This window comes from Paenibacillus sp. GCM10012306 (genome assembly GCF_042649265.1).
In the GTDB taxonomy this organism is placed as follows: Bacteria; Bacillota; Bacilli; order Paenibacillales; family Paenibacillaceae; genus Paenibacillus_AQ.
Genome location: NZ_JBHRYW010000002.1, coordinates 37665 through 57456, shown reverse-complemented (window position 1 = coordinate 57456; position 19792 = coordinate 37665). Strand labels below are relative to the sequence as shown.

Annotated in this window: 22 protein-coding genes; all 22 read right to left on the bottom strand. The window is 51.3% G+C overall.

The annotated features are described in order from the left end of the window. Positions 1-587 precede the first annotated feature (587 nt). Positions 588-1682 carry a prephenate dehydrogenase gene (locus tag ACFORK_RS03995; RefSeq protein WP_379195914.1) on the bottom strand — a complete coding sequence of 365 codons (1095 nt, stop codon included), beginning with the start codon at positions 1680-1682 and terminating at the stop codon, positions 588-590. A 48-nt stretch (positions 1683-1730) separates the two neighbouring features. After that, on the bottom strand, positions 1731-2828 hold the full coding sequence (gene hisC / locus ACFORK_RS03990) for a histidinol-phosphate transaminase (RefSeq protein WP_379195912.1): 1098 nt from the start codon (positions 2826-2828) through the stop codon (positions 1731-1733). A 28-nt stretch (positions 2829-2856) separates the two neighbouring features. Further along, positions 2857-3678 (bottom strand): tryptophan synthase subunit alpha, encoded by an 822-nt coding sequence (gene trpA / locus ACFORK_RS03985; protein ID WP_379195910.1) that lies wholly within the window; start codon positions 3676-3678, stop codon positions 2857-2859. After that, the gene (gene trpB, locus ACFORK_RS03980) at positions 3675-4874 is read right to left on the bottom strand and encodes a tryptophan synthase subunit beta (RefSeq protein WP_379195907.1); all 1200 of its coding nucleotides are present in this window, start codon (positions 4872-4874) and stop codon (positions 3675-3677) included. Before trpB ends, trpA begins: the two co-directional genes overlap by 4 nt. After that, entirely contained in the window at positions 4871-5551 is a 681-nt protein-coding gene (locus tag ACFORK_RS03975; protein WP_379195905.1) for a phosphoribosylanthranilate isomerase, read from the bottom strand. Before ACFORK_RS03975 ends, trpB begins: the two co-directional genes overlap by 4 nt. Continuing rightward, the gene (gene trpC / locus ACFORK_RS03970; RefSeq protein ID WP_379195903.1) at positions 5544-6374 is read right to left on the bottom strand and encodes an indole-3-glycerol phosphate synthase TrpC; all 831 of its coding nucleotides are present in this window, start codon (positions 6372-6374) and stop codon (positions 5544-5546) included. Before trpC ends, ACFORK_RS03975 begins: the two co-directional genes overlap by 8 nt. Beyond that, on the bottom strand, positions 6364-7404 hold the full coding sequence (gene trpD, locus ACFORK_RS03965; protein WP_379195901.1) for an anthranilate phosphoribosyltransferase: 1041 nt from the start codon (positions 7402-7404) through the stop codon (positions 6364-6366). Before trpD ends, trpC begins: the two co-directional genes overlap by 11 nt. Positions 7405-7437: 33 nt before the next feature. Further along, on the bottom strand, positions 7438-8991 hold the full coding sequence (gene trpE, locus ACFORK_RS03960; RefSeq protein ID WP_379195899.1) for an anthranilate synthase component I: 1554 nt from the start codon (positions 8989-8991) through the stop codon (positions 7438-7440). A 331-nt stretch (positions 8992-9322) separates the two neighbouring features. Continuing rightward, complete coding sequence (gene aroH, locus ACFORK_RS03955) at positions 9323-9697, bottom strand: chorismate mutase (RefSeq protein WP_379195897.1); 375 nt, start codon at positions 9695-9697, stop codon at positions 9323-9325. Continuing rightward, complete coding sequence (aroB, locus tag ACFORK_RS03950; protein WP_379195895.1) at positions 9691-10794, bottom strand: 3-dehydroquinate synthase; 1104 nt, start codon at positions 10792-10794, stop codon at positions 9691-9693. The genes aroH and aroB overlap by 7 nt, the downstream gene beginning before the upstream one ends. A gap of 2 nt (positions 10795-10796) precedes the next feature. Beyond that, positions 10797-11966, bottom strand: a complete 1170-nt coding sequence (gene aroC / locus ACFORK_RS03945; RefSeq protein WP_379195893.1) for a chorismate synthase — start codon at positions 11964-11966, stop codon at positions 10797-10799. A 190-nt stretch (positions 11967-12156) separates the two neighbouring features. After that, entirely contained in the window at positions 12157-12318 is a 162-nt protein-coding gene (locus ACFORK_RS03940) for a hypothetical protein (protein ID WP_379195891.1), read from the bottom strand. A gap of 109 nt (positions 12319-12427) precedes the next feature. Next, positions 12428-13231, bottom strand: coding sequence for a CheR family methyltransferase (locus tag ACFORK_RS03935; protein ID WP_379195889.1), 804 nt, complete (start codon positions 13229-13231; stop codon positions 12428-12430). A 26-nt stretch (positions 13232-13257) separates the two neighbouring features. Continuing rightward, complete coding sequence (ndk, locus tag ACFORK_RS03930) at positions 13258-13701, bottom strand: nucleoside-diphosphate kinase (protein WP_379195887.1); 444 nt, start codon at positions 13699-13701, stop codon at positions 13258-13260. A gap of 110 nt (positions 13702-13811) precedes the next feature. Beyond that, the gene (locus ACFORK_RS03925; RefSeq protein WP_379197084.1) at positions 13812-14780 is read right to left on the bottom strand and encodes a polyprenyl synthetase family protein; all 969 of its coding nucleotides are present in this window, start codon (positions 14778-14780) and stop codon (positions 13812-13814) included. Next, complete coding sequence (locus tag ACFORK_RS03920) at positions 14777-15634, bottom strand: menaquinone biosynthetic enzyme MqnA/MqnD family protein (RefSeq protein ID WP_379195885.1); 858 nt, start codon at positions 15632-15634, stop codon at positions 14777-14779. The genes ACFORK_RS03925 and ACFORK_RS03920 overlap by 4 nt, the downstream gene beginning before the upstream one ends. 4 nt (positions 15635-15638) lie before the next feature. Continuing rightward, positions 15639-16241, bottom strand: coding sequence for a UbiX family flavin prenyltransferase (locus tag ACFORK_RS03915; protein ID WP_379195883.1), 603 nt, complete (start codon positions 16239-16241; stop codon positions 15639-15641). Then, the gene (locus ACFORK_RS03910) at positions 16238-17113 is read right to left on the bottom strand and encodes a UbiA-like polyprenyltransferase (RefSeq protein ID WP_379195881.1); all 876 of its coding nucleotides are present in this window, start codon (positions 17111-17113) and stop codon (positions 16238-16240) included. The genes ACFORK_RS03915 and ACFORK_RS03910 overlap by 4 nt, the downstream gene beginning before the upstream one ends. A 1-nt stretch (position 17114) precedes the next feature. Beyond that, positions 17115-17861 carry a demethylmenaquinone methyltransferase gene (locus ACFORK_RS03905; protein WP_379195879.1) on the bottom strand — a complete coding sequence of 249 codons (747 nt, stop codon included), beginning with the start codon at positions 17859-17861 and terminating at the stop codon, positions 17115-17117. Between the two features lie 2 nt (positions 17862-17863). Beyond that, complete coding sequence (locus tag ACFORK_RS03900; RefSeq protein WP_379195877.1) at positions 17864-18733, bottom strand: heptaprenyl diphosphate synthase component 1; 870 nt, start codon at positions 18731-18733, stop codon at positions 17864-17866. 114 nt (positions 18734-18847) lie between these two features. Continuing rightward, on the bottom strand, positions 18848-19390 hold the full coding sequence (locus ACFORK_RS03895; RefSeq protein WP_379195875.1) for a hypothetical protein: 543 nt from the start codon (positions 19388-19390) through the stop codon (positions 18848-18850). 143 nt (positions 19391-19533) lie between these two features. Then, entirely contained in the window at positions 19534-19782 is a 249-nt protein-coding gene (gene mtrB / locus ACFORK_RS03890; protein WP_066363294.1) for a trp RNA-binding attenuation protein MtrB, read from the bottom strand. Positions 19783-19792 lie beyond the last annotated feature (10 nt).

The window sequence follows — 19792 nt, the reverse complement described above, 5'->3', positions numbered from 1 at the left end:
TGTGGTACACGGCAGTGTTGCAACAATTTTGAGCAGGAGGTTTTGAATACCAGATTTCATACAGCAGAATGAATACACCACAGCACACACACTAGTGTTCATAAACTAGAGTACACATCAGAGAAACTTATCAGGTTTACACATCCGGGTCCATAAACCAAAGTCGCTCAACTGAGATTGTTCCTTGAGTTTGCATATCAGGGTTCACACATCTGAGTTCGTACACCTGAGCTTCTCATTCCCGAATTCACACACCTGAGCTTCTCACATCCGAATTTACTCAACTGAGTCCACGCACTTGAGTTCGCACTCCAGAGTTCCTCTCCCGAGATCACACACCAGAATTCGCACATCAGAGCTCGCACACATGAGTTTTATATAGCAGAGTTTCACGTACCAGAGTTTCACCTACCAGAGTCTACACATACCAGAGTTACACATAGCAGAGTTTCACATACCAGAGTCTACGCATCACTCCAAGGTACACACATCAATGTTCCCTGCCACCAGAGCTCGCACACAAGTGTTTCATACACAGCGTTCCAGAGTTTTAATCGAAAAAAAGCCGGGGCATCACGCCCCGGCTTTTACACATATACCGTATAGTCTTTTTGCTGCAGCAGGATCTTGGCTCGCTCCATGTCCGTCTCCTGACGGAAGGACAGACGCATGATTCCGGGAACATCTTCCCGGCTCTCAATAATCTGCACGTTGCTGAGGTTGATGCCCTGATCGCCCAGTTCAGTCGCAATCCGTCCGATAATACCCGGATGGTCCGGAACATCAATATGAAGGTCGAACAACGGCGTGATCATGCCCTTACGCCGCTCCGGAAGCTGGCTGCGGAAACTGTTCGCTTCGTGGAAAGCCTGTTCAATCCCAGTTCCATCCCCAGCCTCCAGCAAGGTGATAAAAGCATCGACCTCCTGGTTCCAGTCCTTCAACAGGCGCAGCATCACGGAACGGTTGTTGAGCAGAATATCACGCCAGATCACGGGATCACTGGAAGCGATCCGTGTAATATCACGGAAGCCACCCGCAGCCAGTGTGCTGTAGAGCGAATCCTTATTGTCGTAGGCATGAATCTGGTTCACCAACGCTACAGCTATGATGTGCGGCAGATGGCTAATCGCACCAACGATCTCGTCGTGGTGCTCGGGGTCCAGCCTTACAATCTGTGCTTTCGTATGTAAAAGCAGAGATGATAGTGCATTATAGGCCTCCTCTGGTACATCAGGTGGAGGTGTTAGCACATAGTAGGCGTTCTCGAACAAGAGTGAAGAGGCTGCTTCCACCCCGGAACGCTCGGAGCCTGCCATCGGATGCCCACCAATAAAATGCACATCCGGCAAATCAAGCGTGAGCGCACATGCGGAGATGCTGGCTTTGGTGCTGCCAACATCCGTGATGATGCAGCCTGGCTTCAGCGGGAGCTTACTGAGCTGAATAAGATATTCCTCCAGCAGTCCTACAGGCACACATAAGAAAATAAAATCGGCATCAAGTGCCGCTTCCTCGACAGAAAGCGTGGCATGATCGACCACGCCTCTGCTAATGTATTTCTGAACGAGTTCAGGACGGTGGGCATGGCCTACAACGGTCAGGCCCTCCTTGCCTTTAAAGCAAAGGGCCAGAGAGCCTCCGATCAGACCGACACCGAATATTGCTATTTTTGTCGTCATGTTCTTTGAACTACCTGCCTTCTGTGATTTCAGTTCATTTGTATCCCGTTATGCCAGCACACCCTGCTCGGACAACACTGCTTCGAGTGCAGCGATTAGGGCTTTATTCTGCTCAGTGGAACCCACCGTAGCACGAATGTAAGTTGGATACACTTGATGACCTGCTCTGATGATGACCCCTTTGCGAAGTAACGCATCAAAGATCTCCGTCCCAGGCTTACGCACATCCACCATAATGAAATTACCATGCGCCGGGAAAGACTTCAGTCCAAGACGTTCAAACTCTCCTTGAAGCTGTACAATGCCCTCACGGTTAAGACGACGACATTCTTGTACATAGTCCTGATCCTGCAGAGCAGCCAACGCTGCTGCCTGAGAGACACGGGTCGTATTGAATGGCTCGCGCACTTTGTTGATCAACGAAATGATAGTCGGGCTGGCAACACCATAGCCAATCCGCAGGGCGGCCAATCCGTAGATTTTGGAGAAAGTACGCAGCACTACAAGGTTAGGGTAGGTACCAAGCAGCTTGATGCCGTCCGTGTAGGAGGGATCAGTTACATACTCACAGTAAGCCTCATCGAGCACAACCATAACATGTGCAGGCACGGCATCCAGGAATGCAAGCAGAGCATCATGCGCTACAATCGTTCCTGTAGGGTTATTTGGGTTACAGATCCAGATGATCTTGGTGCGGTCCGTAACACGGGCCAGGATACCGTCCAGATCATGCGTTCCGTCGATCAGCGGCACTTCGATTGTAATCGCGCTTTCGATGTCCGCATTGCTCTTATAGACAGAGAAGGTCTGATCAGCCATGATCGTCTCATCACCAGGCAAGAGGAATGCACGAGTGATCAATGCGATGATTTCGTCAGAGCCACAGCCAAAAATAATATTGTCATTCTTCACACCAAGATGAGCAGCCAGCGCAGTTGTCAATTCAACAGCCGACCCGTCCGGGTAAAGATACAGATTGTCCAGTTCCTTGATAATAGCGGCTTTCGCGCTTGGTGAAGCCCCGTAAGGATTCTCGTTCGAAGCCAGCTTGATAACTTCTTCTAAGCCAAGCTCTCTTTTAACATCTTCAATAGGTTTCCCTGGTTTGTAGACTGGCAAGTCTACGATATTCGGTTTAGGATTCATGAACCCTTCCTCGCTCTCCAAATTGTAGTTATGGTTTTAATTGTGCCACAAATTCGCGAATTTGCAACAGCCCCTCCTGGCGTGTGGAAGGGTTATCCAGTAGTGGAATCACATCCTCCACTTTGCGGACGATGGCACTCCCCACCACAACTCCGTCGCAAATCTTGGCGAAGCGAGCTACCTGCTCACCAGTCGAGATCCCAAATCCCACAGCAACCGGAAGATCTGTCGCTTGTCGTACGGATTGGATAAAGGCATCGACGCCTTCATGAAAAGAGGAGCGTTCCCCTGTAACGCCCAGCGAGGATACACAATACACGAAACCGCTGGCCCCATTCACGATTCGAGCAATACGCTCACTGGAGGTTGGAGCCACCAATGGTATGAGATTAATCCCGGCTTCACGACTGCGGTTGCGCATATCCTCCGCTTCCTCGATAGGCAGATCGGGAATAATCAGGCCACTGATTTCATAAGCGTTAAGCTCGGCAAAAAAGGTATCGAGGCCCATTTGCAGAACGGGATTGTAGTAGGTGAACAAAATGAACGGCAGCTGGCTGCCGGCTTGACGCGCTTTGAGCGCGGTCTCCATACAGATGCGGATATTAACCTGTCCGCGCAGTGCCCGTGTGGAGGCCCGCTGGATGACCGGACCGTCCGCAAGCGGATCGGAATATGGAACGCCCAGCTCCAAAATGTCGGCTCCTGCAGCTTCCAGCTCAGCGATAATGGCTAATGTCGTCTCCAGATCGGGGTCACCAACGGTAAGAAAAGGAATCAGCGCCGTACGTCCCTCTGCCTTCAGCTTCCGGAACACCAGATCCATCCGGTTCGTTGTTTCGGTTGTCATGCTTTTTCTGCCCCTTCCGTGTACGCCATTATCGATTCTACATCCTTATCGCCACGTCCAGACAAGCAGATGACCACGATATCATCCTTCGTCAGGGTCGGTGCAATCTTCACGGCCTGGGCAATGGCATGAGCCGACTCCAGGGCAGGAATGATGCCTTCCGTAACAGACAGCAGCTTCAGCGCATCCAGCGCTTCGGCATCGGTAATCGGCACATACTGCGCACGCTTAATATCCTTCAGATAGGAGTGCTCTGGTCCGACTCCCGGATAATCCAGACCTGCCGATATGGAGTGGGCTTCCTGCACCTGACCATATTCATCCTGTAGCAGATAGCTCATGGAGCCCTGGAAGACCCCTTGGGTTCCCTTGCTCATAGTAGCTGCATGATAAGGCGTGTCCACCCCTTTACCCGCTGCTTCAACACCGATCATTCCTACATTCTCATCTTTTACAAAAGGATAGAACATGCCAATGGCATTGCTGCCTCCTCCGACTGCCGCGATCAAGAGATCCGGCAGACGGCCTTCAGCCTCTAGAATCTGGCGGCGGGTCTCATCTCCAATCACTCGTTGGAAGTTACGAACCATCATCGGATATGGGTGCGGCCCTACTGCTGAACCCAGTACGTAGAACGTATCATCCACATGGCTGACCCAGTAGCGTAGTGCTTCGTTACCGGCATCTTTGAGCGTGCGTGTGCCAGAGGTTACGGGAATGACCTCTGCGCCGAGCAGCTTCATACGGAACACATTCAAGGCTTGGCGGCGAGTATCCTCTTCACCCATGAATACCTTGCACTCCATCCCGAGCAGCGCTGCCACAGTCGCGGTAGCAACACCATGCTGACCTGCGCCTGTCTCGGCGATCACCTTTGTTTTCCCCATCTTTTTGGCCAGAATCCCTTGACCGATAGCGTTGTTGATCTTATGCGCGCCGGTGTGGTTCAGGTCTTCCCGCTTCAGATAGATTTTCGCTTCACCCAGATGCTTGCTAAGGCGTTCCGCGTAATACAGCGGAGTCTCACGCCCGGAGTATTGCTTAAGCAGATAATCTATTTCTTCCTGAAAAGCAGGGTCTGCCGAATGCTTGCGGTAGGCTTCCTCCAGCTCAATCAGTGCGTTCATCAAAGTCTCGGGTACGAAGCGGCCCCCGAAAGAACCGAAACGTCCATGCTGGTCCGGTACCTGTGTCATGATTGCTTCACCCTTTCCACAAAAGCGGTCATTTTGATAATATCCTTGATGCCGTCGCTCTCTACACCACTGGAGACGTCTACGCCGTCTGGTGCGTATTGCTCCAGCAGTTCCCCAACATTGCCGGGATGAAGCCCGCCAGCGACAAACAGCGGCAATCCATGTGCAGCAGCTGCTTCACGGTAAGCCGGAATCAGTTCCCAGGCAAAGGTACGGCCGGAGCCTCCACTCTGCAGGGGATCATAGGTATCGAGCAGGAGCGCATCCACACTCCCTGCGTATAATTCAAGAGAAGCTGGACCCTTTCCGGCAGCAGCACTGTCTGTCTCCTGTACCGATAGTGCCTTCCATACCTGGGCTCCAGGAAAAGCAAGCTTCACCGCCTGGCAAAACTCCGGGCTCTCGTTTCCGTGCAGCTGAATGACATCCAGTTGCACATCATCAAGCAACGCTCTGAGCTCTGCCAGCTCAGGGTTGACAAAGACACCGGCAGCCTTGGGAATGCTGCCGGTCTTCCAATTCCGCAGCTCAGAGACCAGCTCTGCGGCTTTTTCCCGTGTCACGTTTCGACGACTGGGAGCAAAGACGAATCCGATATAATCCAAAGGCAAGCGCTCCATAGATTTTAGCACTTCAACGTCCTGAAGTCCACAGATTTTTACCTTTGTCTCAGCCATGACGGACACGGCCCTTTCCTTCGGGGAGAGGACCGAGCAAAATATTCACGGCAGTCTCTACATCCGGCTGGCGCATCAAGTACTCTCCGACCAACACACCCTGCGCCCCTGTTGTACCTAAATAGGCGATATCTGCAGGCCCGGCAATCCCGCTCTCGCTAATTATCGGCACACCCGCCGGGATTTCTCTGACCAGTTCCGCTGTGGTAGTAAGCGAAGTCTCGAACGTCCGCAGATTGCGATTATTAATCCCCAGCAGCACATGTGAGGCCGTTCCTTTTCCAGTATCCAATACAGTCGCAAGCTCGGTTCGATCATGCACCTCAATTAGCACATCGAGACCAAGACTACCGGCCGTATCTGTGAATGAAGCCAGCGCTGCCGGTGTAAGAATGGCCGCAATCAGCAGCACTGCATCCGCACCAAGCAGGCGGGCTTCATAGATTTGCTTCTCATCAATAATAAAATCCTTGCGCAGCAGCGGCAGTCCGACGGCTTCGCGAACCTGTTGCAGATACGCACCGCTACCTTGAAAATATTCCTTGTCCGTCAGCACGGATAAGCAATCCGCGCCTCCTGCTTCATAGCCCCTGGCAATGGCAACAGGGTCGAAATCGGCACGGATCAATCCCTTGGAGGGCGACGCCTTTTTCACTTCGGCGATCAATCCCATTCCTCTGTTCCTGCGGCTTACCAGGGCTTCACGGAAGCCTCTCGTTCCCGGCAATGCTGCAATATCACGTTCAGCCTGGGCTAGCGAAAAGCTGGCCGCCAGCGTCTCTACTTCTTTAATCTTGGTGGCAACAATTTTATCAAGATACATAGTTAAGCTCCTCCGTCATCGCTACAAGCTGTTTCAGCTTGGATAATGCCTGCCCCGAATCCACTACTGCCTTAGCTTTCTCTACGCCCCCGGCCAGCGTATCGGCAAGACCTGCTACATAGATACAGGCTCCCGCATTCGCCAGAACGATATCCCGATACGGGCTGACTTGGCCTTGCAGTACCGATGTAATAATTGCCGCATTCTCAGCTGCATCACCGCCCAGTACGTCTTCCAGTGGATGCATCGTGAGGCCCAGCTCCTGTGGTGTCACCTCATAGGTGCTCACTACACCGTTCTTCAGTTCTGACACCAATGTCGGTGCCGAGATACTGATCTCATCCAGACCATCCAGGCTGCTGACAACCATCGCTCGCTTGGAGCCAAGCTCCTTCAGGACAGTCGCTACAGTTGCTGTTTTGCTGCGGTCATAGATACCAAGAAGCTGGCGGTCCGCCCCGGCGGGGTTGGTCAACGGCCCCAGCATGTTGAATACTGTACGAACACCCAGCTCACGACGCGGTGCCGCAGCATGCCGCATGGAGGGATGATAGATCTGTGCGAACAGGAAGCAAATGCCGATGCTGTCCAGACATTGACGTGCCTGCTCGGCATTGAGATGGATATTAACACCCAGAGCCTCTAGCACATCAGCACTGCCCGCGCGCCCTGAGGCGGAACGGTTGCCGTGCTTGGCGACCCGTACCGACGCTGCTGCCGAAATAATCGCCGAGACTGTGGAAATGTTAAACTTATGAATACCGGAGCCGCCTGTGCCGCAAGTGTCTAGCAGGCGAGCGCTCTCTGTGGATACATGCGTACCGAATCCACGCATCGCTTCCGCGAACCCAGTAATTTCATCTACGGTCTCCCCTTTGATCCGCAGCGCGGTCAGCAGGGCGCCAATCTGCGCAGAAGATGCCTTGCCGTCCATAATCGCGCCCATAATGTCCCGCGCCTCGCTGCGGGAAAGATCCTTGCCTTCGATCAAACCGGCGAGTCCCGATTGTATCAATTTCGTTGCTTCCATGCTCTCTTCCTCCTGTTCAGTTGAATGATTCTATCAAGGGGTATATTCATACATGTAATCCTGATTGATTACCTGTTTCTCTTGGACCTGAGCCGGAAACATCGCTTCTGCCATCCGGATCGCCTTCAGCATACCTTTCGCCTTGTTCATTGTTTCTTCGTACTCCTTCTCGGGAACCGAATCCCACACAACCCCGGCCCCGGCCTGCACATAGGCTCTGCCTTCACGGAAAATAATTGTGCGAATTGTGATGCAGGAGTCCATGTTACCGGAAAATCCGAGATAACCTATAGCGCCTGCATAAGCCCCCCGCGCTTCCTGTTCCAGCTCTGCGATAATTTCCATCGCCCGCAGCTTCGGTGCACCGGAGACCGTGCCCGCTGGCAAGCAGGACAGGAAGGCATCGAAGAAATCCTTATCATCGGCCAATGTGCCTGACACCCCGGAGACCATATGCATGACATGTGAGTATTTCTCAATCTCCATGAATGAATCACATTTTACAGTGCCGAATTTTGAGACCCGGCCGAGATCGTTGCGTCCAAGATCGACGAGCATCAGGTGCTCGGCGCGCTCTTTTTCATCCTCCAGCAATTCAGCAGCCAGCGCACGGTCCGCAGCTTCATTCTGGCCTCTGGGACGAGTTCCGGCGATCGGCCGCGTCTCCACCCGGCTACCGTCTACTTTGACCAGCGCCTCTGGCGAGGTGCCGACGATGATCTCCTCATCCATTTTCAAATAATACATATAAGGTGAAGGGTTCAATGTTCTCAGTAGTCGATAGACATGAAGCGGTGAGACCTCAGTTTCAATATGCAGCCGTTGGGACAGCACCACTTGAAAAATATCCCCAGCCCGGATATATTCCTTAGCCTGCTCCACATTGTTCATATACTGTTCCTTCGTCAGATTCGAGTGGATATCCCCGAGCTCAATGTCTTCTGGAAGACTGCGTTTGTTGACGTTCTCCTTGGGCCCTTCTTTCTGTAATTCTTCGGCCATCTCCTCCAGCCCCGCACTAAGGGTCTCGTAATTGGCGCGAATGTCTGCATCGGTGTCGCCGTCCTTGATATGCAGATTGCCAATCAGCAGAAGCTGCTGCTTCACATGATCGAACACAATAATCCGGTCGCAAAACATAAAGCGGATATCATCCATCTTCAGATCATCGTTGGCATGTGGGGAGAGCTTCTCATAATATTGCAGCAGATCATATCCGAAGAATCCGATTGCGCCACCCGTAAACGGGGGCATCTCCGGCAGCTTGGGACTACGGTAGGAACGAAGTAGCGCCTTAAGCTCCTCTATAGGTTTACCTTTCAGGTGCTTTTTCTCGCCGCCAACCTCAACCTCGATCACTCCCTTTTTGCCAGAGATCAACAAGAACGGGTCGCTGCCAATGAAGGAATACCGGGCCCACTGGATGCCGCCTTCCACACTTTCAAGCAAAAATGCGTGGTCACGTGAAGCAAAACGCTGGAAGAGCCGGATCGGCGTCTCCATATCGGCAAGCAGCCGTTTTACAACAGGGATCAGATTATAGTCCCGCGACAGCGCCACTACTTGTTCAACACTCGGATTCGTCATTGGGTACCTCCTGAGGGAATGGTTGGTTTATAAAATCAAAAAAACCTCTACCGAAGTAGAGGTTTGTGTAAGTAAGTATATGAAATAAAGTATAGGACAAATCAGCAGCGCATTTGCAGAAATATCCTTAAATGGCTGCACTGAATACACTTCACCTGTAATCAGACAACTCAAAAAAAGAATCTTCCTCACTCTATGCTCTCAGCTAATCTCATCTAAAATCCTGTACTCAACTCAGCTATACTCATCTCAACTAAACTAAACTCTGCTATACTCGGCTAACTACACTATACATGATGACAGAGGTCACTGACAACCCCGAATCATGAATTTATGACTTGCTCTGTGCTAGGTCTGGACGAAGCTTGCGTGCTTCATTCAAATAAACATGATGAATCTCACGTTGTGTCTTCTCCGTATTAACCTGTACCATCAGGCGGATACATTGAGGCAGGCTGCCCTTGACAGGAATCTCAACGGCACACATCAGAGGCACCATTTCCCAGCCTTCTATCTCCCGAATGGCACGGGCCGGAAATGTAGCATCCAGGTCCTCAGTCATGGTTATCCAGACACTGCAAATATCCTCGGCAATAACATCATTGCGCTCTACGATCTCCCGCAACAGCACAACGGTCTCCCGCAGAATCTCTGCTTCTTCATTGCCCGTCACGGTTGTTGCTCCGCGAATTCCCCGGTTTACCACGGGCTTCCCTCCTTCTTGAGCTGTGCAATAACCTCGCGTACCAGCGATGCCTGCACATCATCAACAATACTGACCGCTCCGATCTCATCCGGTACGATAAAGGTCATTCGGCCTTCCTTGAATTTCTTATCATGCATCATGGCTTCCATCAGCTCGTCCTCACTGTACTCGGCAGGAAGAGTGACCGGAAGTCCAAGCGACGTCAGCATGGAGACCGTCTCATCATAGATGGATTGGTCACGTCCCAGCTTCACAGCCAGAAGTGCCGAACCTGCCATTCCAATGGCAATGGCTTCCCCATGCAGGAATACCCCATAGCCGCCAACCGCTTCAATCGCGTGACCGATTGTGTGGCCAAGGTTCAGAATGGCACGCAGACCCTGCTCACGTTCATCGGTTGACACGACCTGAGCCTTAATGGCACAGCCGCGTTCTAGCGCATAACCTAGAGCTTCAGGCTGCAGTGCCAGCAGTTCAGCCGCATGCTCCCGGCACCAGTAGGCAAAATCCTTATCCAGAATGAGGCCATGCTTCACTACTTCAGCGAGTCCGGAAGAGACTTGACGTGCCGGTAATGAAGCCAGCGTATCCAAATCATAGAGCACCATTGACGGCTGATAAAAAGCACCGATCATATTCTTCGCCAGCGGATGATTCACTGCCACCTTGCCGCCTACACTACTGTCATGCGCCAATATCGTAGTAGGAATCTGGAGGAAGCCAATTCCCCGCATATAGGTCGCAGCCACGAAGCCCGCCAAATCGCCAACAACACCACCACCCAGGGCCAGCACCGCCGAACGGCGGTCCAGCCCAGCCTGGATGGCTGTGGTCATGACTTCTTCATAGACCTTCAGCGACTTCGAAGCTTCACCCGCTTCAAATACATGGCTAACAACAGTGTAGCCATAATTCCGCAGAGCAGCTTCCAATGCCGGAAGGTAGCGCGGGGCTACTTCCGAATCGCTGACGATCAGCAGCGGGCTGCGAACCGGGAATCCGGCCTCCGTACATCGCTCGCCAATCTCCACCAGCAAGCCGCTGCCGATATGAATCGGATAAGAACGTTCACCCAATTCCACCCTGATGCTACGCATGACTAGTAACGCTCCAGTTGGGCGAGATAGTTGTCGTAGTTGACTTTGATTTCTTCCATGGAATCTCCACCGAATTTGTCAAGGAAGCCTTTCGCAATTTCCCAAGCTACAACGTTCTCCAGAACTACACATGCCGCCGGTACTGCGCAAGCATCCGAACGTTCTACTTGAGCCGTGAATGGCTCCTTCGTATCAATATCCACGCTTTGCAGTGGTTTATAGAGAGTAGGGATCGGCTTCATCACGCCGCGGACCACTACTGGCATACCGTTGGTCATACCACCTTCAAAACCGCCCAGACGATTGCTCGACCGGTAGTAGCCTTTGGACGCCTCGTAAGCAATCTCGTCATGAACCTGCGAACCGCGCAGCTTGCCTGCTTCAAAGCCGATGCCGATCTCTACGCCCTTGAACGCATTAATGGACATTACCGCTCCGGCAATGGCACCATCCAGCTTGCGATCGGATTGAACATGACTACCTAGTCCGATAGGAAGACCTTCAACAATACACTCGACGATGCCTCCAATGGAGTCGCCTTCTTCCTTGATCTTGTCTATGTAGGACTCCATTTTTTGTTCTGTCTCTTTATCCACAACTCTTACAGAGGATTCCTCTGTACGGGCGATCAATTCATCGATTGGCAGATCGTTCGCAGGCGCTTCAATCTCGCCGATTCGAATAACCTGTCCAGCAATTTTCACGCCAAACGCGGCCAGAAACTGTCTAGCCACCGCACCGCAGGCTACTCTTGCTGCCGTCTCGCGTGCGCTGGAGCGCTCCAGTACATTACGTAGGTCAGTATGGTTATACTTCAGACCACCGTTAAGATCCGCATGACCTGGACGTGGGCGATTCACCCGGCGTTTCTCTTCGTCGTTGCCCGGAATCGGCTCGATGTTCATGATATTTCTCCAGTGTGTCCAGTCCTTATTCTCTACAACGAGCGCAACTGGAGCACCTGTGGTGTAACCATGACGTACACCCCCGACAATATTGGCGGTATCTTTCTCAATTTGCATCCGTCGGCCACGACCATATCCTTTTTGACGGCGCTGCAACTGGAAATTCAACTCTTCAAAATTCAGTGTAAGATTGCTTGGCAATCCCTCAATAATGGCAGTAAGCTGGGGGCCGTGCGTTTCCCCCGCTGTTAAATAGCGTAAACTCATGCTGCGTTCCCCCTTCACACTTTTAAACTGTAAACCGCTAAAATGTTGATGATCTTTGCTCATTATAGTATAGGGAATCCGCTTTGACAAGGAAGTCAGTTCATTGCAGAGATCCCTTCTGGAAGTTAAAAAGCGCCGCCTACACCCTTTTGGGTATAAACGGCGCCGCTCTGGGCCCGGGTGATGGTGATCAACTGCCGACACGCCGTCTGGCCGTAGGCAGGACTTTTTGGTCCGCTTCCAGCTGCAGCAGGGTCTTAAGCTGCACATCATCCATGCCGAGAATCTGCCCGCACTCACGAACGGTAATGAAACCGCGCCGATAGGCGGCAATAACCTTACTTTTGTCCATCAATTAAACGACCTTTCGCTTCGTACTCAGATTGCTGTCTAAGATCCAGTATCGCTGGAACCCGTGCAAAGTATACGTGCAGGCTGTTTAAAAGATGAAAAAGAAGGCTTTATTTTTTCCGGTAGAAGAACGTTTCCGTCGTTTCAAAGCCATACTGTCCCGGAGTGAAGATCTGTTCCGTGCTGCCGACAAAAAGATATCCGCCGGGACGAAGGCTTTGAGCGAATTTGTGATACAGCTTATGCTTCGCTTCCTCCGTGAAATAGATCATCACATTGCGGCAAATAATGAGGTCGAACCCGTCATCGAACTTGTCCAGCAGCAAATTCTGCTTGCGGAAATCAACATGCTTTTTCAGAGAATCGCTGACTTTGAGAACCGGACCTTCTGGTGCAAAGTAACGGTCCGCCACATCCTTCGGCACATCCTTGATGGAACGCTCCAGATACAGGCCCTGCTTCGCCTTCGCCAAGGCACCGTCATCAATGTCTGTAGCCAGAATACCGGTCTGCCCTAGAATGCCTTTATCGGACAATATCATCGCCAGCGTATACGGTTCTTCCCCGGTCGAACAGGCAGCGCTCCACAGCTTCAACCTGCGGCTGGAACGCTCCAGTTCCGGCAAGATAGTATCCCGTAGCACTTCCCAGCGATTGGGGTTACGCCAAAATTCCGATACATTAATTGTCATTCGATCCAGAAATTCATAGAATAAGGCCTTATCCTTCAGCATCGCCGCATAGAAATCGGTGAAGCTTCTATAATTATTCTTCATCCGCAACGTCGTCAGACGACGCTTCATCTGCGCTTCTTTATACTGAGCCAGATCAATACCTGTGCTCTGTTTGACGTTATGAATAAACCCGAGATAATCCGGGTCTGTTGTTACTGTTTGATTGTCAATATCAGACATTGTATCTCCTGCCTCCCGCCCGAAACTTACATCCAGACTGCGATGTCTTTGTTATACTGCACCAACTCTTCGGGAGCAAAGAAATTGGCGATTTCCCGTTCCGCACTTTCCGGCGAATCGGAGCCATGAATCAGGTTAAGCGGGGTGTGGCTGGCAAAATCGCCGCGAATCGTACCCGGCAGCGCCTCCCCTACTTTGGTCTTACCGATGAGCAGACGGCTGAGTGCAATCACATCATCGCCTTCCCAGACCATAGCAAATACAGGACCAGACGTAATGAAGCCCACCAGCTCATGGAAAAAATCCTTGCCTTCATGCTCTGCGTAATGTCTCTTGGCCTGCTCTTCCGTAACTTGAATCAGCTTGGCAGCTACCAGCTTAAAGCCCTTGTCTTCCAGACGGGCTACAATTCGCCCGATCAATCCGCGCTGAACACCGTCCGGCTTAATCATCAGATATGTTTTTTCCATGGGTCACTCTCCATTTTCCTATACATAGGATGGGTGTTTATGAGAATTTAAGGAAGTATATACTTTCTGATATTAGCAGAAACTTGGGCTTATGTGAACGCTTAAATCATTTAATAAGCTCGACCTGTTACGAAAAAAGCAATATCGCGGAGACTCCGCTTGGTTTTGTTATTCGGCAGTGCTTCAAGCGCAGCCAGCGCCTTCTCAATATAACGGGAAGCCAGCTCCTCGGCCCTGCTAATCCCCTCTCCTGACAGGATCAGGTCAATGGCACGGCCTACCCCGCTATGTCCTTTGCGAATGGCATCCAGTTCCTCCAGCAGCGGGAGCCGCAAGCGCTCATCCTCCAGGCTGTATATGACAGGAAGAGTGATGTTGCCCTGTCGCATATCACTGCCCGGCGGCTTCCCGATTTGTTTCTCCGTTCCGGAAAGATCGAGCAGATCATCACGGATCTGAAACGCCATGCCGACGTTGTAGCCGTAATTGTAGAGCAGCCGCGCTACTTCTGGCTCCGCATCTGCGGCAAGCGCACCAAGCTGGCAGCTGATCGCAATCAGCAGTGCTGTCTTCCGGCGGATACGCCGTAGATAATGGCGGACACTCTGCCCGCTGTTAAAAAAATCGCGGATCTGCTCCATCTCTCCGATAGACATTTCCACCATCGCTTTGGATAAAATCTCATGAATGCGTGGATTCTTCAGTTCCGTTGTCATCACAAGGGCCTTGGCATAGATATAATCCCCTGTGTACATGGCGATTTTCTCATCCCACTTGGCTTTGACCGTCGGCTCGCCGCGGCGCAGTTCGGCATCATCTATGACATCATCATGGACCAGTGAAGCGCTGTGAATCAGCTCCAGGGGCACGGCCACACGCTTAAGCTTCTCCAGGTCATAAGTTCCGAATTTGCCTCCCATGAGTACAAAGACAGGGCGCAGACGTTTGCCCCCAGCCTTCAGCAGATGCAACGAGGTCTCGGTCAGCAGTTCGTCGTCACCCTGCACACTGCGGTATAGCTCTTTTTCAATCTGGTCCATATCTTTATTAAGCATGCCAAATATTTGCAGTCTTTTCATTCCTTCACCCGTGTCAGCAGATTGTGGCTCCAAAGCTCCATCTTCACTTCCTGCGGCAGCAGGCCCATTTCATAGGCATAGCGGAAATAGAGGTTCAAACCTTCCTGCTGCCTTTCTTCAAAGTCATAACACAAATTGCGGAAGTATCCGTACCAGTAAGCCTCCGTACCGCCAACCGCACGTATGGCCTCAGACACGATGGGCGCAAGATCACGCACCCCGCGCCGTTTGCTCTCAGCAAAGGCTTCTGCGATTTCCGCGACCGCATCGAATTTGTTACGCGCCGCATCCCGGTTCACCGCCCAGACTGCAAAGGTCATGCCAAGTCCGGTCCACTTTTTCCAGAACTCACCGAGATCGGTCACCAGATACCCTTCATTCTGCCAGGAAGCCTTGATGGCATTGTCTCCGATCAAGAGACAGGCATCAGCCTGCTCCATCATTGCGTCCAAATCAGGTTCTGCACTTATGTACTGTGGACTTCCTCCAATCGCTTTCTGCATAATAATCTTCAGCAGATTGACCGAAGTTGCCGATGTGTTGGTAACCGCTATAGTTCCGTGCCCGATCTCTTCCAGCGGCTTTCTGGAGAACAGGAGAATGGACCTTACAGGACCATTGGAGCTAACTGACAAATCAGGCAATAGCAGCAGACGATCACTAGCCTCTGCGTAGGCGAAGGAAGATAGAGCGCCGACATGGATGCTCCCCTCACTCATACCCTGGTTCAGCACGGCCGGTACCTCACTGACCATTACTGCAGGATGTTTCAGGGAAGAAGGATGAAAGTTGTGAAAGACCGGCCATGAGTTGGTATAGCTTATTTTTCCAATTACAGTAGCACTGTTGCTCATCTCTTTACTCCCCCCATCTACGAAATAGCTGATGTTCAATATTCAGGCTGTCCAGTACCTTGCCCACCATAAAATTAATCAGATCGTCCATGCTTTGCGGACCATGATAAAATGCCGGCATGGCCGGAATGATGCGAACGCCCAAGCGAGCCAGCTTCAGCATATTTTCAAGATGTATCGCATGCAGCGGCGTCTCGCGTGGCACCAGCACCAGCGGGCGTCCTTCCTTCAGCATGACATCTGCCGCACGACTCATCAAGTTATCAGAAGCGCCATTCGCTACTGCAGAAAGTGTTCCCATAGAGCACGGCATAATAATCATGCCCTCTACACGAAAAGAGCCGCTGGCGATTGAAGCCCCAATATCAGCAACCGGGTGATAATGCAGAGAACCGGGATGGCCTTTGAACGTGTCGTTCAAAAAGCCTTCCCGGTCTGAGACGGCGAAGCCCAGCTCCTCCTTGAAGACACGCCAGCCTGCTGTACTTACTACAAGATGCACGGCATGCCCCATGGACAGCAGAGTTTCCGTCAGGCGAACGCCGTATATCGCGCCGCTCGCCCCTGTAATGCCCACAACAAAACTTTTAGGTGTAGAAGTAATCATTTATAGTATTGCACCACCAGGTCAATCAATGTGAATGAGAAAACAACGATACTAAGCACACCGTTCATGGTGAAGAAGGCAGTCTGCAAACGACTTAAGTCATTTGGAGTAACAATATAGTGCTCATAGAACAGAATGATGTACGCAATAATCATTCCCGCTGCATACCACCAGCTCAAATTGGCCATGAATAGCAAGGATATAAAACCAATACTGGTTAAAATATGAAATACGCGAGCAATAACCAGCGCCTTAGCCACGCCAAACCGCACAGGAATGGAATGTAAGCCTTCCTTCGTGTCAAACTCCACATCCTGACAGGCGTAGATAACATCAAACCCTGCTAACCAGAATACGATCGTGAAGTAGAACACCATGGCCGTAAGATCCACCGTTCCGGTTACTGCCACCCAGCCGCCTAGTGGAGCTAGCGCCACTGTCAGGCCAAGAATAAGGTGACAAGCCCAGGTAAAACGTTTGGTAAAAGAATAAAAAACAAGAAAAAAGACGGCTATCGGTAATAACTTCATCGACAGCGGATTCAGCTTAAATGCAGCCCAGAAGAGCAAGAAGAACGAAAAAGCGATAAAGATGACGACTTCTCCAATCTTGAGTAACCCTGCCGGGATGGCTCGTCCAGCTGTACGTGGGTTCTTGGCGTCACTGACCCGGTCAATTAACCGGTTTAAACCCATAGCCGCGCTTCTCGCGCCAAACATGGCCACAACAACCCAGCCAATCTGCGCCCAGGACGGCAGCGTACCAAACATAACCACCGAACCGAGTAATGCGCCCATAAATGCGAAGGGCAAAGCAAAAACAGTATGTTCAAACTTGATCATTTGCAAAAAGATGCCGATTTTCTTAAACATCTCACTTCTCCTTGAGCCCAATGTGTAGTGCCGCGATGCCTCCGGTCAAGGGGAAGGATTCCACTTTGTTCAGTCCGGTTTCACGGAAAATAGCAGCTAACTGCTCCCGGTCAGGGAACAGAGCCAATGATTCGGGTAGCCATCTGTACTGCTCATAGCGCTTCGCAAACAGCTTGCCCATTAAAGGAAGAATTTGTTTGAAATAAAAATAATAAATACCTTTGAAAGGCTGTGTCATCGGCTTGGACAGCTCAAGACATACCACCATGCCGCCCGGCTTCACCACGCGCTGCATCTCTTTCAAGACTTGCACAGGATCAGGCACATTGCGGAGACCAAAGCCGATTGTTGCATAATCAAAAGAATTATCGCCGAACGGCAGCTCCATCGCATTGCCCTCGACCAGCGAAATACGGTCCTGTAGGCCCCGTGCCTCCACTTTACGGCGACCTACCTCAAGCATGCTGGCACTAAAGTCCAGCCCCATAACTGAACCTGTCTCGCTCTTCTCAGCAAGAGCGATGCTCCAGTCACAGGTGCCGCAGCAAAGATCCACAGCGGTATCTCCGTGACGCATTGCCATTTTCTTCATGGCAAATTTCCGCCACGATTTGTGGCGCCGGAAGCTTATGATATCATTCATGACATCATATTTGCCTGCAATGCTCTCAAACACGGAATGTACAAACTGCTCTTTAGGTTTGACTCCGTCTACATGGACGGATGTCGTTGTTTTCTCCATAGTCATCATTACCCCTCCACGGCTGCTTGTCCCGGAATTTCCATCTGCAGCAGGAAGCCATTCAGCAAGGTATTAAGTTCCGTCAGAAGCTCCTCATCCTTCACTCCCTGCAGCAGCCCCTGTATGGACTGAATGCATTGATGCAGCTTGTCCGTCAGCAGGGAATCACATTTATACTTCATCATCAGCTTCTTCCAATCCTTCAGCTCGAGTTCCCTTTCGCGCAACAACCACTGCTCCTCTTCAGATCCCAGCTCCAGCATCTTCCAGTAACTGTAGCTATCCACCGCCTGAGAGAGATCATTGCTGCGGCGCAGTTCCATAGCCAGCGCCTCACACAGACTGATTTCTGCGAGCAGATTCTCCCACAAACCGGCCAGTGCGGAATCGATCTTGGGAGTAAAAGAAAGAAACAGCACCATATTGAGCTGTACCTTGTACCGCAAATATTCATCAGCAGTAAGCTGCATGCCCTTCATCTTTCTGTAAAGCTGGGCTTTTGTGACATTGAAATCAGCAATGGCAGTACTCAGTGTACCGATAAGTGCCACCTCACCGCGTCTTGACAGCAAATGGTAGAACCAGCTGCTGAAATAATCGCCTGCCAGCACTTTCAATTGCCGGGAGCGCATGAAATCGCCTCCGGGATCATTCTCCGACCGATCAATTCCCTCATGGGTATCAAGACCAAGCTGTGCCAGTGCGGTGACCAGCGTGTACAGCTCACTGCCCTGTCCTTCAGCAGAGGAGCCCTGGTTCAGAAAAATATATAACAAATGACTCCGGCCATCCGAAAACGGCGGCAATTCCGTGTGCCGCTGAATCATGTCGTAGTCAGTGTAGGGTGTAGCCAGTTGCGGTATGCGGTACGGTTTCATTTTAGCCTCCGAAGCCATTGACGTTAATACAATATCTTTGCTCACAATCTTGTCTATTATATCACATGTTTTTTTATGACGCACGATAAGGCGTCCTAGTTTCTTTTACCCAGGTCAGGGAGAAATGAACTGGTTTTTCCACAGGTCGCTTTCGCTAATCCTGAAACTGCTTATAAGGTGTCCCGAGAGGGGATGATTTCCCGTGTTCAAAAGCTCTCTTTGCAGTTCTCCCGACCATTCCTGCCGGCGAATATCTCCGGCCAGCAGTAATCTGCGGGTCTGGGTCCACTTATCTTCGGCAACAATACGCAGCAGCAACTGTTTCACGTTAGACGTGTCCTGAATGGCAAAAGCAATCGCCTGGGCCATATTGCGGTACAGCTCCTCTGGCTCATGATCATTGCCTGTTACCATCAGATCAAGCGACAACACCCCGTTCTCCCAACCAACACTGCCAATGGATAATGTCAGAGGAAGCGCTCCTATGGCATCCACAAGATTAGTGTCGTCCAGCACATTATGGCTGCCTTCACTGAAGGTCTCAACCGCTCCGCGCTCCTGCCGGAGTGATAATTCCAGCTCTGCAAACTGCGGCAATAGTATAGCCGAGCCCGCCGTCAACAGCAGCAAGGCCCCGATCCACCAAGTCCGATTCATAGTTACGCCCCCCTTCTTATCCATCGTTTCCGCCGCATTGTCTATTTATACGAAAAGACATACTGAATCAATTTCATGATGCGGACTTATGAAATGATTCATACTTACTTATATTTCGAAAAAAAGCAGGCTATGCCTGCTTTTCAGCTCTCGCTCTCCAGTTGTCCGTGTTTACTCCAAATTTCGGCTTTTCCGCGGATTTTCATCGCTGAGGTATGATCGGTAAACTGGGCGATCAGCACCTCGCCTTTATCCAGCTTTTCTGTATGGTGAAACCGTGTGTCCAGACCGCGTGTCAATCCGATTACCTGCACTCCGTTTTCCTTAGCCTTGATCACGATGTAGTCGCTTCCTGAAGGAAGCGGGTTCCCGCCGCTCTTGTTCTCCGTCATCTCTGATCCT

Bases quoted from the DNA above. Each gene is read 5' to 3' on its own strand.
- ACFORK_RS03995 (WP_379195914.1), bottom strand. From the start codon at position 1,682: ATGACGACAAAAATAGCAATATTCGGTGTCGGTCTGATCGGAGGCTCT.
- hisC (WP_379195912.1), bottom strand. From the start codon at position 2,828: ATGAATCCTAAACCGAATATCGTAGACTTGCCAGTCTACAAACCAGGG.
- trpA (WP_379195910.1), bottom strand. From the start codon at position 3,678: ATGACAACCGAAACAACGAACCGGATGGATCTGGTGTTCCGGAAGCTG.
- trpB (WP_379195907.1), bottom strand. From the start codon at position 4,874: ATGACACAGGTACCGGACCAGCATGGACGTTTCGGTTCTTTCGGGGGC.
- ACFORK_RS03975 (WP_379195905.1), bottom strand. From the start codon at position 5,551: ATGGCTGAGACAAAGGTAAAAATCTGTGGACTTCAGGACGTTGAAGTG.
- trpC (WP_379195903.1), bottom strand. From the start codon at position 6,374: ATGTATCTTGATAAAATTGTTGCCACCAAGATTAAAGAAGTAGAGACG.
- trpD (WP_379195901.1), bottom strand. From the start codon at position 7,404: ATGGAAGCAACGAAATTGATACAATCGGGACTCGCCGGTTTGATCGAA.
- trpE (WP_379195899.1), bottom strand. From the start codon at position 8,991: ATGACGAATCCGAGTGTTGAACAAGTAGTGGCGCTGTCGCGGGACTAT.
- aroB (WP_379195895.1), bottom strand. From the start codon at position 10,794: ATGCGTAGCATCAGGGTGGAATTGGGTGAACGTTCTTATCCGATTCAT.
- aroC (WP_379195893.1), bottom strand. From the start codon at position 11,966: ATGAGTTTACGCTATTTAACAGCGGGGGAAACGCACGGCCCCCAGCTT.
- ACFORK_RS03940 (WP_379195891.1), bottom strand. From the start codon at position 12,318: ATGGACAAAAGTAAGGTTATTGCCGCCTATCGGCGCGGTTTCATTACC.
- ACFORK_RS03935 (WP_379195889.1), bottom strand. From the start codon at position 13,231: ATGTCTGATATTGACAATCAAACAGTAACAACAGACCCGGATTATCTC.
- ndk (WP_379195887.1), bottom strand. From the start codon at position 13,701: ATGGAAAAAACATATCTGATGATTAAGCCGGACGGTGTTCAGCGCGGA.
- ACFORK_RS03925 (WP_379197084.1), bottom strand. From the start codon at position 14,780: ATGAAAAGACTGCAAATATTTGGCATGCTTAATAAAGATATGGACCAG.
- ACFORK_RS03920 (WP_379195885.1), bottom strand. From the start codon at position 15,634: ATGAGCAACAGTGCTACTGTAATTGGAAAAATAAGCTATACCAACTCA.
- ACFORK_RS03915 (WP_379195883.1), bottom strand. From the start codon at position 16,241: ATGATTACTTCTACACCTAAAAGTTTTGTTGTGGGCATTACAGGGGCG.
- ACFORK_RS03910 (WP_379195881.1), bottom strand. From the start codon at position 17,113: ATGTTTAAGAAAATCGGCATCTTTTTGCAAATGATCAAGTTTGAACAT.
- ACFORK_RS03905 (WP_379195879.1), bottom strand. From the start codon at position 17,861: ATGACTATGGAGAAAACAACGACATCCGTCCATGTAGACGGAGTCAAA.
- ACFORK_RS03900 (WP_379195877.1), bottom strand. From the start codon at position 18,733: ATGAAACCGTACCGCATACCGCAACTGGCTACACCCTACACTGACTAC.
- ACFORK_RS03895 (WP_379195875.1), bottom strand. From the start codon at position 19,390: ATGAATCGGACTTGGTGGATCGGGGCCTTGCTGCTGTTGACGGCGGGC.
- mtrB (WP_066363294.1), bottom strand. From the start codon at position 19,782: ATGACGGAGAACAAGAGCGGCGGGAACCCGCTTCCTTCAGGAAGCGAC.